Raw genomic sequence first — 15,352 nt, forward strand, 5'->3', positions numbered from 1 at the left:
CATTACCTCACTTTGCAAAAAAACTTTGGCCTTAAGTGCTGAAATTACGTCTGAAAGTAAGAAGCACAAGCAGCACTGCGATCAGTAACATTACGATTGTACCACCTGGCGCCAAGTTCCAGACACCTGCAATCAGTAAGCCGCCGATCACGGCAGCTTCGGCAATAACGACAACCGTCACGACAGATTGCCGGAAGCTGCGCGCGATGACAAGACTGCATGCCGCAGGTATTGTCAGCAGCGCCGACACAAGCAGCGCGCCGACGATTTTGATCGCCACACTGATAACGAGCGCGGTCAGTACACTGATCATGAAATTAAAATAACGGGTCGGAAGTCCACTTACCGCTGCGGCATCCTCATCGAAAGTAAGGAGGAACAATTCCTTCACATGCAGACGGACGGCCACCAGAACGATAACTGTGACAATACCGATCATTAATAAATCGATGTTATCAAGCGTATAGATGCTCCCGAACAAGTAGCCGCTGACGCTGACATTGAAGCCTTTGCCGAGGGTAAACAATAATGACGCAAGCGCCACTCCGCCCGACATAATAATAGCAATGGAAAGCTCCGCATATGTTTTATAGGCTTTACGCAGCTTCTCGATGGCAAAAGTCGCCGCAAGAGCAAACACAAGTCCGACACCGATCGGGTAAACGCCGATAAGAAAACCGAGTGCTACACCCGCAATCGATACGTGTGCGAGCGTATCGCCGATCATTGAGAGCCTTCTCAGCACAAGAAAGAGGCCCATCAGCGGCGCGGTTACACCGATGAGAACGCCTCCGAGCAGCGCTCTTTGAAAAAATTCGCTAGTTACGATGTCCAACCTAAACGCCTACTTTCCCTCTTTCCATCGAACGGCGCAGCTCCCGCAAGCTGTGCGTCAAATTGGTTTCCACGCAGTCCTCGAGATCGTGCGAATGTTTTACATAGAATCCCAGCTTACCGCATTCCCTTTTCGGATGCTCTCCCAGATAGGAACGGATCATTTCCATATCGTGCGATACCATAAGAAAAGTAATGTTGTGATGCTGATGCATATGCTTGATCAAATGAAAAAATCCGTGCTGCGATTCGAAGTCGATACCAACCGTAGGCTCGTCCAATATAAGCAGTGCCGGATTGTTGATAAGCGCCCTCGCCAGAAACGCCCGCTGCTGCTGACCGCCGGATAATTGACCGATCCTCTTGCCGGCCAAATCGTCAATGTTCATGGCATGAAGCGCCTCGTCGCATTTCATTTGATCGGCCTTCGACACACGCCGGAACAGCCGGCTGCGGCCGTAGAGACCTGATAGTACAACTTCACGCACCGTAGCGGGAAATAACGGGTTAAACGAATTTTTTTGCGGCACATATCCGATACGGCTCCAATCGCCGAATTGGCCGATTGGCTCGCCGAACAGCTTAATCGATCCGCTATCCGGCTTTAGCAGCCCTACAATCATCCGGAGGAGCGTAGTCTTCCCAGCCCCGTTGGAACCGATTAATCCGACAAAATCGCGCTCCTGAATCGCGAAGCTCACATTGTCGATTACAGGCTTTTGCTGATAGGAGAACGACACGTCCGTCAGCTCGATAATATTTTGGTGGCAGCTTATCTGTTTCTCTTGCTGCTGTTCGAATCGCATTCCTTTCACCCCCGCTAGCGCTCAGATGGCGTCCGGGAAATGATAAAGCTTCTCCCGCACGCCATTTATAATCTTACTCTTGTTCTATTGTAATGCCTTGAGCAGATTTTGCAAATTTTTGTCCATCAATGAGAAATAGTCATCACCATTCTTCTCTTCGCTCGGTGTCAGACCTTCAATCGGATTCAGAACCAATGTGCTTGCACCCGTTTCTCTTGCCAGCGTTTTGGCCAATTCATCCGAAACCAGCTCCTCGAAGAAAATATATTTGACATGATTCTCCTCAACGAACTTCGCGATATTCAGCAAATCCTGCGCTTTGGGCTCAGCATCCGGCGACAATCCCATGATCGGAACCTGATGGAGACCGTAATCGCGCGCCAGATAACCGAAGGCCTGGTGCGAAACGACGATGTCTTTATTGGGTACAGCCTTCAGCTTTTCCTCGTACTCGCCGTCAAGCGCGGTAAGCTTACTGCTTAATGCGGCAAAATTCGCTTCGTAATCCGCTTGATGACCGGGATCGGCTTTGACCAGGCTATCCCGCACATTTCCCGCCATAACGAGCATTGATTTGGGACTTACCCATGTATGCGGATCTACGCTCCCGCTTTCATGATTATGGTCCGATTCGCCCGCATGCTCCTCTTCCTCCTCGGGATTGCCTTCTATCGTTGCAATGCCTTCGCTCGCTTTTACCGTTATGAGCTTGCTGTCAGCCGGCAGGCCCTGAAAAAAATCGTCTACCCAGCCCTCCAGCCCTGCCCCATTATACAGAAACAGCTGAGCCTTGGAGACGACATCGAGATCTCGGCTCTTCGGACTCCAATCATGCGGCTCCACGCCGGCCGGTATCAAATTTATCACATTGACCTCTTTGCCGCCGATTTCATTAGCCAGGAAATAAAGCGGGTAAAAGCTTGTAACGACGTTAGTCTTTCCTTCGACCAGCTTGCCGGAACCTGATCCGCCGCAGCCCGAAAGGAGAAGAATCATTGCTGATAACAGTATGACAGCCCCTATTATGGTTCTATTCCAAAACTTATTATTTCGAAGCACACTATACACCTCAATCTATATAATCGTAAACATTACTGTTAGATTATAGGGCTGAAGCGGGACTCTGTCAATATAAACCGCCGGAGCGCGGCTCCGGCGGTTTATTCTGCGATATTTATTTCACAACTGAGCCGTTGGGCATTTCCTCCGGAACAGCCGCGAGTGTGAGCTGGTCGCCGTGCGAAGCCGCCAGAATCATGCCTTGTGACAGCTCGCCGCGCAGCTTGACCGGCTTCAAATTCGTAACGCAAATAACTTTGCGGCCTACTATCTGTTCGGGTGTATAAAATTTGGCGATGCCCGAAACGACCTGCCGCTGCTCATAGCCGAGATCAAGCTGAAGCTTGAGCAGCTTATCGGCGTTTTTGACCGGCTCTGCCGCTAGAACCTGTGCTACGCGCAGCTCCACCTTGGCGAATTCATCTATACCGATTTCCTCTTTCGCTTCCGGCGCTGCGGCTGCAGCCGGGGCTTCGGCCGCTTCATTCTTCAAATCACCGCTTGCTTGCCCGCTTGCCGTCTCAGGCGCCGCGGCCGCTTGACCATCGGCATCGCCACCTGACGGCGCAGCCCCTGCGTTCATTGTGGAAGCGATGAACGCCGCTTCCTCGGCCGCTTCAAGGCGCGGGAAGATCGGGGCGCCTTTTGTTACGCGCGTACCTCCAGGCAGTTGGCCGAAGGACTTGGTGCTGTCCCATGAAGTTAGAAGTTTGTCCGCTACCCCCAGTTGACGGAATATTTCGCTGGGTGCATTAGTAAGGAAGGGCTGCAGCAAAATCGAGATAATTCGCAGCGATTCGGCCAGATGATGCATCACTGATGCAAGCTCGCCTTTCTTTGCGTCATCCTTGGCAAGCGCCCACGGCTGCGTCTCGTCGATATACTTGTTCGTTCGGCTGACGAGCTGCCAGATCGCGGCAAGCGCAACGGAAAACTCCATGCGCTCCATAGCAGCTTCGACCTGCTTAGACGTTCCGACGGCCAGCTCGGACAGGGAAGCGTCAAACGCCGTGACATTGCCGTCATAGGCGGGAATTTCGCCACCGAAATACTTGTTGATCATCGCAACGGTCCTGTTCAGCAGGTTGCCGAGGTCATTGGCAAGATCAAAGTTGATCCGCTCAACGAAGCCTTCCGGCGTGAACGTCCCGTCTGCTCCGAACGGCACTTCGCGCAGCAAATAATATCGAAGCGCATCCAATCCGTAGCGGTCGATCAGCGTAACAGGGTCCACGACATTGCCTTTGGATTTGGACATTTTACCGTCTTTCATAAGCAGCCAGCCGTGAGCGAATACTTTTTTCGGCAGCGGCAGTTCCAGCGCCATCAGCATAATCGGCCAATAGATCGTATGGAAGCGGACGATTTCTTTTCCCACAAGATGGACGTCGGCAGGCCAGAATTGATCGTATTTGCTCGTAACATCTGTGCCATACCCGAGTGCGGTAATATAGTTCGAGAGCGCATCGATCCATACATAAACAACGTGCTTCGGATCACCTTTCACTTTAATACCCCAGTCGAACGTGGTTCGGGAAACGGCCAAATCCTCAAGCCCCGGCTTGATAAAGTTATTGATCATTTCATTTTTGCGCGACTCAGGCTGAATAAACTCGGGGTTTTCTTCATAGTATTGCAGCAATCTGTCGGCATATTTGCTCATCCGGAAGAAATAGCTTTCCTCTTTGACAAGTTCAACCGGACGACCACAATCCGGACAATTGCCGTTCACGAGCTGCCTCTCGAGGAAGAAGGATTCGCACGGCGTGCAATACCAGCCTTCGTATGTTCCTTTATAAATATCGCCCTGCTGCAGCAGCCGGTCGAAAATCTCAACCACCACCCGCTTATGACGGTCTTCCGTCGTGCGGATAAAATCATCGTTGGAGATGTCGAGCTTGCTCCAGAGCTCCTTGATCGTCACAACGATGTCGTCGACGAACTGCTGCGGGGTCTTGTTCTTCTCCTGCGCCTTCCGTTCAATCTTCTGGCCGTGCTCGTCAGTCCCGGTCAAATACCAGACATCATAACCGCGCAGCCGCTTGTAACGCGCCATGGCGTCGCCCGCCACCGTCGTATAAGCGTGACCGATATGAAGCTTGTCGCTTGGGTAATAGATCGGGGTCGTAATATAGAATGACTTGTTCGCTTCGCTCAAAACAACTACCTCCCTTTTCATAGCTTGCTGTCATCTTATTAATCGTTTATAACGCAAAAAAGCCTTCTGTCCCATATGGGACGAAAGCTTGCAGCTCACGCGGTACCACCCAATTTCCCCTCTCCGCACGTAGAGCCCGGAGAAAGCTTCATTAGTGCCGTCCATTCAAACGGCAGCATGGCCGGTAACGCGGCCTCGCGCCCCTCCCTTGCCGCAGCTGATACCGAGCTGCCGGTTCGAAAGCGGATTCTCCCGGACCATTTTCCAAAAGTTGCTCCTTACCGGTTTCCAGCTTCCCCGGCTCTCTGTAAAGGGCACTGCTCCTGTACTTATCCGTTCATTGAATGTATTGATGTGGTAATCATTCTTATGGTCAAACTATACCGAATCCGCCGCTGCGCTGTCAAGCGGGTCATTCGCCCGCCGGGCAAGCTCTTCCCGGGTGGGCGGTACATGGTCGATGCCGCCGGGATGGAACGGATGGCACCTGCAAATCCGCTTTAACGCCAGCCAGCCGCCCTTGGCCGGGCCGTGTTTGTCGATCGCCTGAAGCGCATACTCGGAGCAGGTCGGGTAAAAGCGGCAGGTCGGCGGCTTTATGGGCGATATAAAACGGCGGTACACATGTATTGGCGCCTTCATTAATTGTCGCATGTCCGCCGCTCCTTCCTGCTTCATAATACCCTCTATATGCAACATGATGCCCGAAAACCGGGTCCCAGTCAATGTCAGCCGCTATTGAAGCAGTGCCGAGGTAGTGAATGTCGTTATTTTGCAGTCTAAATGTCATGTAAACGCATTTTAGGCCGCTTTTATTTGTGTTACGGTATCGTTGTGTCGCATAATTAGAGGATGAATAACGGAGAACGGACAACTGAAAGTGAATGAGACTTGGCGTATGCTTCCGTAGCGAGTTTTGTGCTCGCTAAAGCAGCGTATTCAAGAAGTATCGCACAAAACTTTTAGGAGGAATCATAATGATTCGAGTGGCTATGCTCAGCTATTGGCATGTTCATGCTTGGGATTACACGAAACAGGTGCAGGGAAATCCGGACACCGAGATTGTCGCGGTGTGGGACGAATTTCCGACTCGCGGTGAGGAAGCGGCGCAGAAGCTGGGCGTGCCTTTTGTCGCGGATTTGGATGCTCTGCTTGCAAGAGCGGATGTCGACGCTGTTGTCGTAGATACGCCGACGAATATTCACCGTGACGTTATGGTAAAAGCCGCCCGGGCCGGCAAACATATTTTTACGGAAAAAGTAATTGCGCCGACATTAAAAGAAGTGCAAGAAATCCTTGGGGCTGTTGACGAAGCGGGCGTCAAATTGACCGTCTCGCTGCCCCGTTTGAATCATGGCTACACGCTGGCAGTTCAAGAGGTGATAGATAAGGGACTGCTCGGGCAGCTGACGCAAGCCCGCGCCCGGCTCTCGCACAACGGCGCAACGGCCGGCTGGCTCCCGGGCCATTTCTTCAATCTCGAACAATGCGGCGGCGGAGCCCTTATCGATCTGGGCTGCCATCCGATGTATCTGGTCCGTTTATTCCTCGGCTTGCCGCAAAGCGTCAGCGCCACTTATGGCTACGTGACCGGCAAAGAAGTCGAAGACAATGCGGTAGCCACGCTTAGCTATGACAACGGCGCGGTAGGAATCGTCGAAGCCGGCTTTGTGAACAGCCACTCTCCGTTCTCCATCGAACTGCACGGTACCGAGGGCACGCTGTTGTACGGCCTGCCGGACGAGGCAATCCGCGTGCGAAGCAATAAGCTGGATGCAAAGGAATGGGTCACGGTCGAGGTGCAGGACAACCGAATTTCCGCATTCGACCAGTGGGTTGGCCACATATTGAACGGTTCCGCAGCCGAAGAAAACATCGGCCTCGCCGTCGACCTGACGAAGCTGATGGAGGCTTCCAATCGCTCGGCAGCGGAGAAACGCTCTGTCAATCTGACTGAACTCGCAAACTGACGTTATCATAAAAACATGATTTAGAGGAAGGATGGTGACAGAATGGGAAAACCGTTTGCTTATGCGCTCATGGCCGAGAAAATGGATGCCATCGACCGACTGGATATTCAATTTCGCTGGGGAGGCTACGGTTTTCGCGTTTACCACTGCCATCTGACCTCTTTCCCGCCAGGGAAGCTGATCCGGTTCCATAAACATTCCGAATACGAGTTTCATTTTATACCGCGCGGCAAAGGGACAGTCATACTGGAGGACACGGTCTACCCCGTCCATGAAGGCCAATTCTATCTGACCGGCCCGAACGTGATGCATCAGCAGGAGGCTGACGATAGAGAAGCGATGGATGAGCTGTGCCTGCATATCGGCATTACCCCACTCGAGGATGCGGACTCGCCCGATTGGGGCGAGCAATGGGAGTGTCATGAAGCGAAAATGTGCATACACGCGCTCGATACGCTTCCGCTTCGGCCACACCCGGATCAGTATAATGCGATGTCATGGTTTCTCACCGCCTACCGCGCGTGGCATGAAGGACAGCCCGGGGCTTTCTCTACAATTAAGCAGGCAATCATTCAAATTCTGCTCCGTTCGGCGCGATTATCCGCCGAGCCGTCCGTCACATTCGATCCTCCTAGCCGCAACATGAATGAGCACCGGTTCAAAATCGCGACGCAGTTTATTCATGATAACTACTCCTCGCCGATTACGCTGCACGAGGTTGCCGAGCGGATACCGATCAGCGGACGGCAGCTGCAGCGTATTTTCCGTGATAGCGGCAAGGAGTCATTCAGCGCGTATTTGGAAAATTACAGGCTCAGTCAAATCTGCTCTTCCATAGTGGAAGGGCAAAGGCCCATCGAGCAAATTGCACTCGAACACGGATTCGCCAGCAGCAACTATTTATATTACGTTTTTAAGAAAAGATTCGGCATGACGCCCAATCAGTTCAGACTGCATCAAACGAAGGATGGGGCGCCCAAACCGCAAGGTAAAGGAGAAGCTTTGCAGCCATGATTAAAACAGTTCGAATCGGCATTATCGGGAGCGGGGGCATCGCGCACGCCCATGCCCGTCAATATAAGCGGCTGCCCGACGTAGAGATCGTCGGCGTGGCCGACCTGGTTCCAGGCAAAGCAAAGCAGTTTATTGAGTCACTGGAGCTGCAAGGAGCACAGCCTTTCGAGGATCACCGGAAGCTGCTGGAAATGGATTTGGACGGCGTCAGCATCTGCACGCCCAACGTATCGCATCATCTTACAACAGTCGACGCTCTGCGGGCCGGCAAGCAGGTGCTGCTCGAAAAACCGATGTCCGTCACATTGGCCGAAGCCGTTGATATGGTGCAGGCGTCACGTGAATCCGGCAGTATGCTCACCATTGGATTTCAACCGCGGTACGATCCGAATATGAAGCTTATTCAGGACATCGTGCAATCCGGCAAGCTGGGAAAGGTGTACTATGTCGAAACCGGCGGCGGACGCCGGCGAGGTATGCCAGGGGGCACGTTCATCCGCAAGGAGCTTGCCGGGGCCGGCGCGATGGCCGATATCGGCTGTTATTCGCTCGATATGGCGCTGAACGCAATGGGCTATCCTCGGCCGCTCACGGTGTCCGCTTTCACGTCCAGCCATTTCGGGACGAATTCGCTCTACCATATGGAATCCGACCGTTTCGAGGTGGAAGATTTCGGAGTTGCAATGGTCCGGTTCGAAGGCGATCTCGTGCTGCAATTTAAAATCTCATGGGCCATGCACATGGATTCCCTCGGATCGACGATGTTTCTCGGTACGGACGCCGGTCTTAAAGTGGAACCTTACGGGAGCGGAAACTGGTCAGGCGTGTGGGACGGCAAGGTCGGCAGCATGACTCTGTTCCACGATTTCATGGGTCAGCAAACCGCGACGCCGGTTCCGGTAATCGAGCATTCGAAGGAGCTTTTCTTCGAGAAGGTCCGCGACTTTGTCGATGCGGTTCGAGAAGGGCTGCCGGCGCCGATCCCGGGCGAACAAATTCTTATCCAGCAGGCGATTATCGACGGCGTGCTCCGATCTGCCGAGTTGAAACGCGAAGTTGCAATCGAGCTCCCTTATTAATTTTACTGCAAAAAGAAAAGCCTTCTCCTGCCGCAGAATTTCATCTGCGGGAAGAGTAGGCTTTTTTGCATCGAATCTAATATCGCAGCGGCGGCAGTGGCATAAACAGCATGGTTACCGGAAGGTTGCTTCCTGCCGCGTTCGTAAACACGATTTCCACGGATTCCTCCGAATCCCCAGTCCGGTACAAGACGACCGCATCGTTGCTGTTTTTCAACACGCTCGTGTTCGTTGCCGGTACGACCTGGCCGTTCACCAGGAACGCTCCAGTATACAGCCCGCCGCGGGGATTAAGCGCGATCAGGGTGTGAGGCGCAACGTGAGTTAATTTCATTTTATATAAAACTCCGAAATTACCCACATTAAGCTCGAGTTCCCCGGACGTTTCGTCGATTCCGTCTATATATCTATCTATTTTATTATCACCAATCAGAATCCGCCCTGCCTTGTCCCCAAGCGTATCGTCCATTTCAATGACACGGTTCGCTTTATTGAAGGTTCCCCGCACATGAACATCATTGCGTTCCAGGACGGAAAGCGATGGCAATGCTGCGATCGGATCCTTAGGCGCCGCGACAACGACGACCTGGTACTGCAGTTCCTGATCGCTGTATAAATCCGCATAGGCGGTAAACACATCCATCTGCTTAAGCGGTACTTTGGATATTTCCGGAAGCAGCTTTACTGTTTGGTGAGGACGAATCGTAACGGATGTCGGCGAAGGATCATCTGCCAGTGATTGCATGTATCGGATGGCCGACATTTTCGCTGAATTAACGACATAAGGGTCAGGCCCGCCGATGCCGGTTGAACTCGTGCTGACGGTGACAGGCTCGCTGTTGTTGTTCGTCGCAATGAGATAAATTTTGACCGGGTACCCGGCCTCGTTCTGGTTATGGAACATGAACCGGACTTGGCCGGTCAGCTGCGCCTGGTATGCGATGCCTTCCCCCAATAGAATCTCCGGGCTGTTGCTGCGAACCATTTGGGCAGACTCCGACTGAATCGTGTAAGGAAGAAGCGGTATCTGCAGAACGGATGAACCGTCTACAGCGAATTTGTCGCCGACCGCAGTAAACAGCTTATTGTACTCGTCCCTCGTATACAATACTTCGTTTGTTACCGTTATCGTTTTTGTTATTGAGCTGGTGAGTCCATGTTTGTCTTGGACTTCCAGAGTAATCGACTTCTCGCCCGGCTCAAAAAACACATCGTCGTTGCCTTTCCAGGTACTGCGGACGATCGCGTTCTCATCATCCGTGCTCAAGTCGGTATAAATGACCTTCTCCCCGATCCGGTACTGGACCTTCTCCGTTGAGAAGTCGGCTACCGGCGGCTGATTCTGCGGCTTTACTTCAATCACGACCGAGTATGGCGCGCTCCACTGTCCGTTTGTGTCCTGTACCTGCCTTGTGATCGTATAGGTGCCGGCTTCGGGGAAAACGTCCATTTTGCCTTCCCAGCGGTCTTCCACGAACGGCTGTCCGCTCGGGTTGAACGCACGGTCGATATAAGTCACGGTCGTATCCCCTGCATAAATTTCTGTGGGCTGCACTTCAAAATTCGCCGTCGGCAGCTTCACCACGTTCCAGGAAAGTGTCATCTTGGCACCTGCTACCGTAAACGTGCTCTCCGTCAGCTGCGCCCAGACGCGCAGCGGAACCATGAGTGATCCTTTCAAAATATAAGGCGCGGCGGAGGCTTTAACCGGCTTGCCGTCCCCATACACGGTCGTGCTTCCGATTTTGAAATGCAGTTCATGCGATTTCCCTACGGCAACGGACTCCTTCGTTTTGGCGTCGTATGTGAGGTTGTATCCGTAGCGTGCCGCGATTGAGCTCAGTGCGACAAATGTGGTTCCTTTCTCCAAGGTAAGCGGCTGAGCCGACTTCCAGGTGACGCCGTTATGAATCATAACGCTGCTCTTTAATTGCATAACCAGCTGGTCGGACGTTCCGCCCGCGGCTATGGCTTGTTGAGAAACGTTAGCAAAAGACACAACCAATAACGAAAGAATCAACAACCATTTCAATGATTTCATGCTCCGTCTCCTTCTGCATTCCCCTTATTTGACAGCAGCCGCATATACGGCCTGAATGAAGACTTCCGGATGCTGCCGGCAGCTTCTCATGATACCTTAAACGCTTAAGGTTCTGGAAAAGTTGCGAGAGAATTGGAAACGGTCACCGTTTGGACACATATTCTAGCCGTTCACCCGCATGTTCATCAGGAAGCTGAACACCATGCCGATGAATGCGATAATGCTCAAGATTCCGATTATCAGACGTTTCCGGGACGCCCGCCGGACTCTTGCTTCGTCCTTCTCAAGTCGGGCCATCGTCAATGCACGATTCACAAATAAAAACACGATTACTAGCGTAACAAACAGCATATTGACGACAAACCAAATTTGCTGCCACAGCATTAACGCAACCTCTCCTCATATCAGTATTTAAGCATTAACGGGTTATAATCAGTTCGACTGTAACCGATTCGGGTGCGGATTGCAAGATAACGCGAGTAGGCCCGGGGAGGGCACTTAAGACACAGCTCTAAACACTGTCTCTCCGCGGGGCTGACTGTGATATAATGGAATGCAGGAAGATAGACAGCTGAGAAAGGAACGACTGCTTCAATGACTGTTCAACAAACCGAAACTTTTAACGGCTTTACTATGAGTGATTTTGACGTCTTCTTCGTGCCCGGACTGGAAGACAGAATGGCCGCCCTGATCGAGCGCATCAGGCCAAAGCTGCATCAATTGGGCGAGGAGCTCTCGCCGGTTCTGTCCGAGCTTTGCGGCGAGCCCATGTTCCCTCACGTAGCGAAGCACGCCAGAAGAACGATCAATCCGCCTAATGACACCTGGGTCGCGTTCGCACCAGGCAAACGAGGCTACAAGATGCACCCGCATTTTCAAATCGGGCTGTTCGGCTCTCATGCGTTTATCCAGTTTGCCATTATTTATGAATCGGATAACAAATCGGTATTCGCCGGGAATGCGATCAGACAGCTGGACGAGCTTATGAAGCATATCCCGTCCCATTACATATGGTCCGGCAACCATATGGTGCCCGGCGGAGACAAACAAGGCGATCTTGGCCGAGACGGACTTGCCGCACTGCTGGGACGGCTTCGCACCGTCAAGGCGTCCGAAGCCCTTTGCGGCATAATTGTTGACAGAAACGATCCGCTTCTGGGGGATGGCCGGGCCTTTATCGCCAAAACCGTCGAAACCTTCAAGACCGTGCTGCCGCTGTACCGCATGGCTTTTTAGCGGTATTTCTTACCGCACAACTTCAGCAAGGAGTAATGCAAAGAAGACTTCGGAGCCGCCGGCAAGGCTGCACCGCAGTCTTCTTTTTTGAAGTCTCCCGGGAAACACGGCCGGACTTGTTCGTCCGTCCGGATTCAAGGCTTATCCTGCATGCTCTGCTTGTGCCGATATCCGCTGACGCCTTGATTTGCGGAAGAAGAACAGCTCGTAGATACAGGGAATAATGACCAGCGTAAGCATTGTGGCGACGGCCAGTCCGCCGATTACGACAATTGCCAGACTTTGCGATACGATGCTCCCGCTTTCCGTAGATCCGAACACTAGCGGAAGCATTGCGGATATCGTAGCGACCGCTGTCATCATAATCGGGCGCATCCGGGTCGAAGCCGCTTCGATCAGCGAATCGCGAACGGTCATCCTCTGTTCGTTTTGTTTCACCCGGTCGATCAATACAATTGCGTTCGTCACGACAATCCCGATCAGCATCAGCGCCCCGAATACGGCTGTAAAGTCCGGCGAAACGTTCGAGACGATCAGACCGATTATTGCGCCGATCGCGGCGAGAGGCAGCGTACACATGATTGCCAGAGGCGCACGCAGCGTTTTAAACGTGATGACCATGATCAAGTAAACAATGCCGATTGCAATCAACATAATAATGCCCAGATCGGCGAAATCATCCGACTGCTCAGCGGAGGCGCCTCCTATGCTAAATTTGATGCCCTCAGGCGCCTTCAGCTCCATTACTTTATCGCCGATTTCCTTGCCTACTACCGAAAGCCGGCTTGGCTCGACATCGGCTGTCACACGGATATACGGCTTTCCATCCTTATGATAATACACACTGGGCTCTTCGCTTTTCGTCAGCTTCGCAACGGAAGCAACCGGGAGCGGGCCGCGGTCGGTCATAAGGATCAGCTTATTCAGATCAGACTCCGATTTTGGTTCTGCAGCAGGCTGCAGAATCACATTCGTTTCACGATTGCCAATCGATACGGTTCCCAGCGGAATCGGATTAAGCATGCCTTGAAGCTGCATCGCGGCCTCCTGACCCTTCGCCTTTACCGGATCGAGCTCGAAGGTGTATACCGGCTTCTTCTGCTCTTCGTTAGACTTGACTTTAATTACGTCTTTAACCGGTTTAATGGCATCAATAACCTGACGTGCGCCTTGGGAAATCAACTCCGGATTCTCCCCGGTGACGTCAATCATAACCTGCGTGGAGCTGCCGCCGCTCATAAAGTTCGCCGCTCCGGCATTTAAATCAGCACCCTTATAGTCCGGACGCTGCCCCTTAATGTCGGAGATGAGCTTCTCGGCATCAGCGCCTTTCTTCATATCGACCAAATACGTGACGAGCGTAGGCGAGGAAACGTCCCCGTATTTTGCGTTATCCGAGCTGTTGCCGTTTGACATCAGCACCCAATCAACATCATTGCGGCCGTTCAAAAATGTTTCCAGCTTGCGGCCTGACGCAACGACCTGATCATGCGGCGTTTCGCCCGGGTACTCCAGCGTCACATTGAGGTTAGCCGCATTGGATGAGTCGATGGCGCCTTTGGGCATCGACATGTATGCGCCGATCGAACCTGCGAACAACACAGCCGAGATTATTAGCGGTACCCATTTGTGCTTCAAATTCCACGACAGGAAATTCGTGAACCGTTTTGAGCCCTCGTGCTCCGTCATCTTCGTCCCGCGCAGGAGCACAGCACTGAGAAGCGGCACGACGGTCAAGGCTACAACCAGCGATGCCACAAGTGAGTACGTAACCGTCAGCGCGAACGGCAGCAGGAAGCTTTGCAGCGAGCCGCGCAGCAGACCCATCGGGAGAAATACCGCAACTGTGACAAGTGTAGAGGATGTTATAGCCGTCGCCACTTCACCCGTTGCATCGGAAATAAGCTGGGTGGAGAACGTTTCTTTCTGCAAACGGCGGTAAATATTTTCAATGACCACGATACTGTCGTCAACGAGCCGTCCGACTGCAACCGCGACGCCGCCCAGTGTAATGATGTTAAGCGTAACGCCCGACAAGCTTAACAAATAAAGCGTAATGCCAAGTGACAGCGGGATGGAGACGATCGTTATGACCGTGGCTCTGAAATTCCGCATGAAGAGCAGAATGACGATAGTAGCGAACAAGGCCCCCAGGAGCACTTCGCGCAGCATCGAATCCACCGAATGGACGACCTGCTCCGATGTGCTGAGCAGCACTTTAGCGTCAATGCCTTTCATTTCTTTGTTGAGACGTTCAACGGTCTTCGCCGTCTCATCCCCGACCTTTACGGCGTTTGCGTTAGCCGTCTTGGAAATCGTGAGCATAAGTACATTCTTGCCTTTTATGCTGCTGATGCTCTCCTGCCGATTCTCAAGTCTTACATCCGCAACATCACCAAGCGCAACCCCGGGTGCCACTGGAAGCTTGCGCAGCGTCTCAAGATTATCGATATTGGCAGTTACGTTAATATTCCCGGATGCGCCGTCAATCGTCTTCTCGCCGACCGAAGATGCGGCCGCCCGTCCCTGCAGAACGCCCATTAAAGATTGGAAAGGTATGCCCTTCTCCGCCAGCTTCGCGGTATTCGGCACTATGGATACGCTTGGCTGCGATCTGCCTCCGAGCGTCACATCGCCGGCTCCTTCGATCTTCTTGAATTCGTTAATTATGTCTTTCTCGGCCTGCTCACGCTTTGCGTCGCTCATTTCGCCAAATCCGACCGTAACCCAGGAAATCGGGATCATCGACGTATTGAACTGTACCACGAACGGTTTTGTTACCCGCTCCGGGAGTTGCACCGCTTCAACTGCTCTTTCGACCTCCGCTTTCGCTTCCTTCATATCCGTTTTGGAATCAAAGGACAGGTCGATTTTGGAAAATCCGCTGCCGGACGAAGACACCATTCCGCTCTTCCCTTTGACGAACTGGACCGCTTCCTCCAGCTTTGACGTAACCTGCGTTTCCATCGATTTCGCGTCATAGCCGGGACCGATTGCGGCGATCGACACCATCGGGTTGTCCGCCTCGGGCAAAAACTCCATCGGCAGTCTCAGATAACTGACAGCTCCCATGACAAGCGCCATCAGTACGACGAGCTTCACCGCCGCCTTGTTGTTGAATGCCCACTTGGTAATACTTTGCATAACCCTGTTAC

The 15,352-nt window shown here is 52.6% G+C and carries 12 protein-coding genes and 1 other annotated feature; of the genes, 4 read left to right on the top strand and 8 right to left on the bottom strand.

The genetic code is table 11. The annotated features are described in order from the left end of the window. Positions 1-31 precede the first annotated feature (31 nt). The 5 genes from KZ483_RS19420 to yidD form a co-directional block, all read right to left on the bottom strand. A complete protein-coding gene (locus KZ483_RS19420; protein ID WP_220349231.1) occupies positions 32-835 on the bottom strand; it encodes a metal ABC transporter permease in 804 nt (267 codons plus the stop codon). Position 836: 1 nt separating this feature from the next. Then, positions 837-1,640 carry a metal ABC transporter ATP-binding protein gene (locus tag KZ483_RS19425; RefSeq protein WP_220349232.1) on the bottom strand — a complete coding sequence of 268 codons (804 nt, stop codon included), beginning with the start codon at positions 1,638-1,640 and terminating at the stop codon, positions 837-839. A gap of 84 nt (positions 1,641-1,724) precedes the next feature. Next, the gene (locus tag KZ483_RS19430) at positions 1,725-2,636 is read right to left on the bottom strand and encodes a metal ABC transporter substrate-binding protein (protein ID WP_220349233.1); all 912 of its coding nucleotides are present in this window, start codon (positions 2,634-2,636) and stop codon (positions 1,725-1,727) included. A 178-nt stretch (positions 2,637-2,814) separates the two neighbouring features. Further along, on the bottom strand, positions 2,815-4,857 hold the full coding sequence (metG, locus tag KZ483_RS19435) for a methionine--tRNA ligase (protein ID WP_220349234.1): 2,043 nt from the start codon (positions 4,855-4,857) through the stop codon (positions 2,815-2,817). A gap of 73 nt (positions 4,858-4,930) precedes the next feature. Next, positions 4,931-5,207 (bottom strand) — a binding site (T-box leader). Between the two features lie 28 nt (positions 5,208-5,235). Then, entirely contained in the window at positions 5,236-5,511 is a 276-nt protein-coding gene (gene yidD / locus KZ483_RS19440) for a membrane protein insertion efficiency factor YidD (RefSeq protein WP_220353545.1), read from the bottom strand. A gap of 323 nt (positions 5,512-5,834) precedes the next feature. Here yidD and KZ483_RS19445 point away from each other — a divergent pair, with 323 nt between their 5' ends. Genes KZ483_RS19445 through KZ483_RS19455 form a run of 3 tightly spaced genes read left to right on the top strand, consistent with a single transcriptional unit; the run spans position 5,835 to position 8,920 of the window. Further along, positions 5,835-6,827, top strand: coding sequence for a Gfo/Idh/MocA family protein (locus KZ483_RS19445; protein ID WP_220349235.1), 993 nt, complete (start codon positions 5,835-5,837; stop codon positions 6,825-6,827). A gap of 42 nt (positions 6,828-6,869) precedes the next feature. After that, a complete protein-coding gene (locus tag KZ483_RS19450; protein ID WP_220349236.1) occupies positions 6,870-7,841 on the top strand; it encodes an AraC family transcriptional regulator in 972 nt (323 codons plus the stop codon). Beyond that, on the top strand, positions 7,838-8,920 hold the full coding sequence (locus KZ483_RS19455; protein WP_220349237.1) for a Gfo/Idh/MocA family protein: 1,083 nt from the start codon (positions 7,838-7,840) through the stop codon (positions 8,918-8,920). Before KZ483_RS19450 ends, KZ483_RS19455 begins: the two co-directional genes overlap by 4 nt. A 76-nt stretch (positions 8,921-8,996) precedes the next feature. Here the strand turns inward: KZ483_RS19455 and KZ483_RS19460 are convergent, their stop codons facing one another. Beyond that, entirely contained in the window at positions 8,997-10,961 is a 1,965-nt protein-coding gene (locus KZ483_RS19460) for a stalk domain-containing protein (protein WP_220349238.1), read from the bottom strand. Positions 10,962-11,123: 162 nt separating this feature from the next. Beyond that, positions 11,124-11,345 (bottom strand): hypothetical protein, encoded by a 222-nt coding sequence (locus KZ483_RS19465; RefSeq protein ID WP_220349239.1) that lies wholly within the window; start codon positions 11,343-11,345, stop codon positions 11,124-11,126. A gap of 249 nt (positions 11,346-11,594) precedes the next feature. Between KZ483_RS19465 and KZ483_RS19470 the strand changes: the two genes are divergently transcribed. Further along, positions 11,595-12,197 carry a YktB family protein gene (locus KZ483_RS19470; protein WP_258881332.1) on the top strand — a complete coding sequence of 201 codons (603 nt, stop codon included), beginning with the start codon at positions 11,595-11,597 and terminating at the stop codon, positions 12,195-12,197. A 141-nt stretch (positions 12,198-12,338) separates the two neighbouring features. Here the strand turns inward: KZ483_RS19470 and KZ483_RS19475 are convergent, their stop codons facing one another. Beyond that, entirely contained in the window at positions 12,339-15,341 is a 3,003-nt protein-coding gene (locus KZ483_RS19475; RefSeq protein WP_220349241.1) for an efflux RND transporter permease subunit, read from the bottom strand. Positions 15,342-15,352 lie beyond the last annotated feature (11 nt).

This window comes from Paenibacillus sp. sptzw28 (assembly GCF_019550795.1).
In the GTDB taxonomy this organism is placed as follows: domain Bacteria; phylum Bacillota; class Bacilli; order Paenibacillales; family Paenibacillaceae; genus Paenibacillus_Z.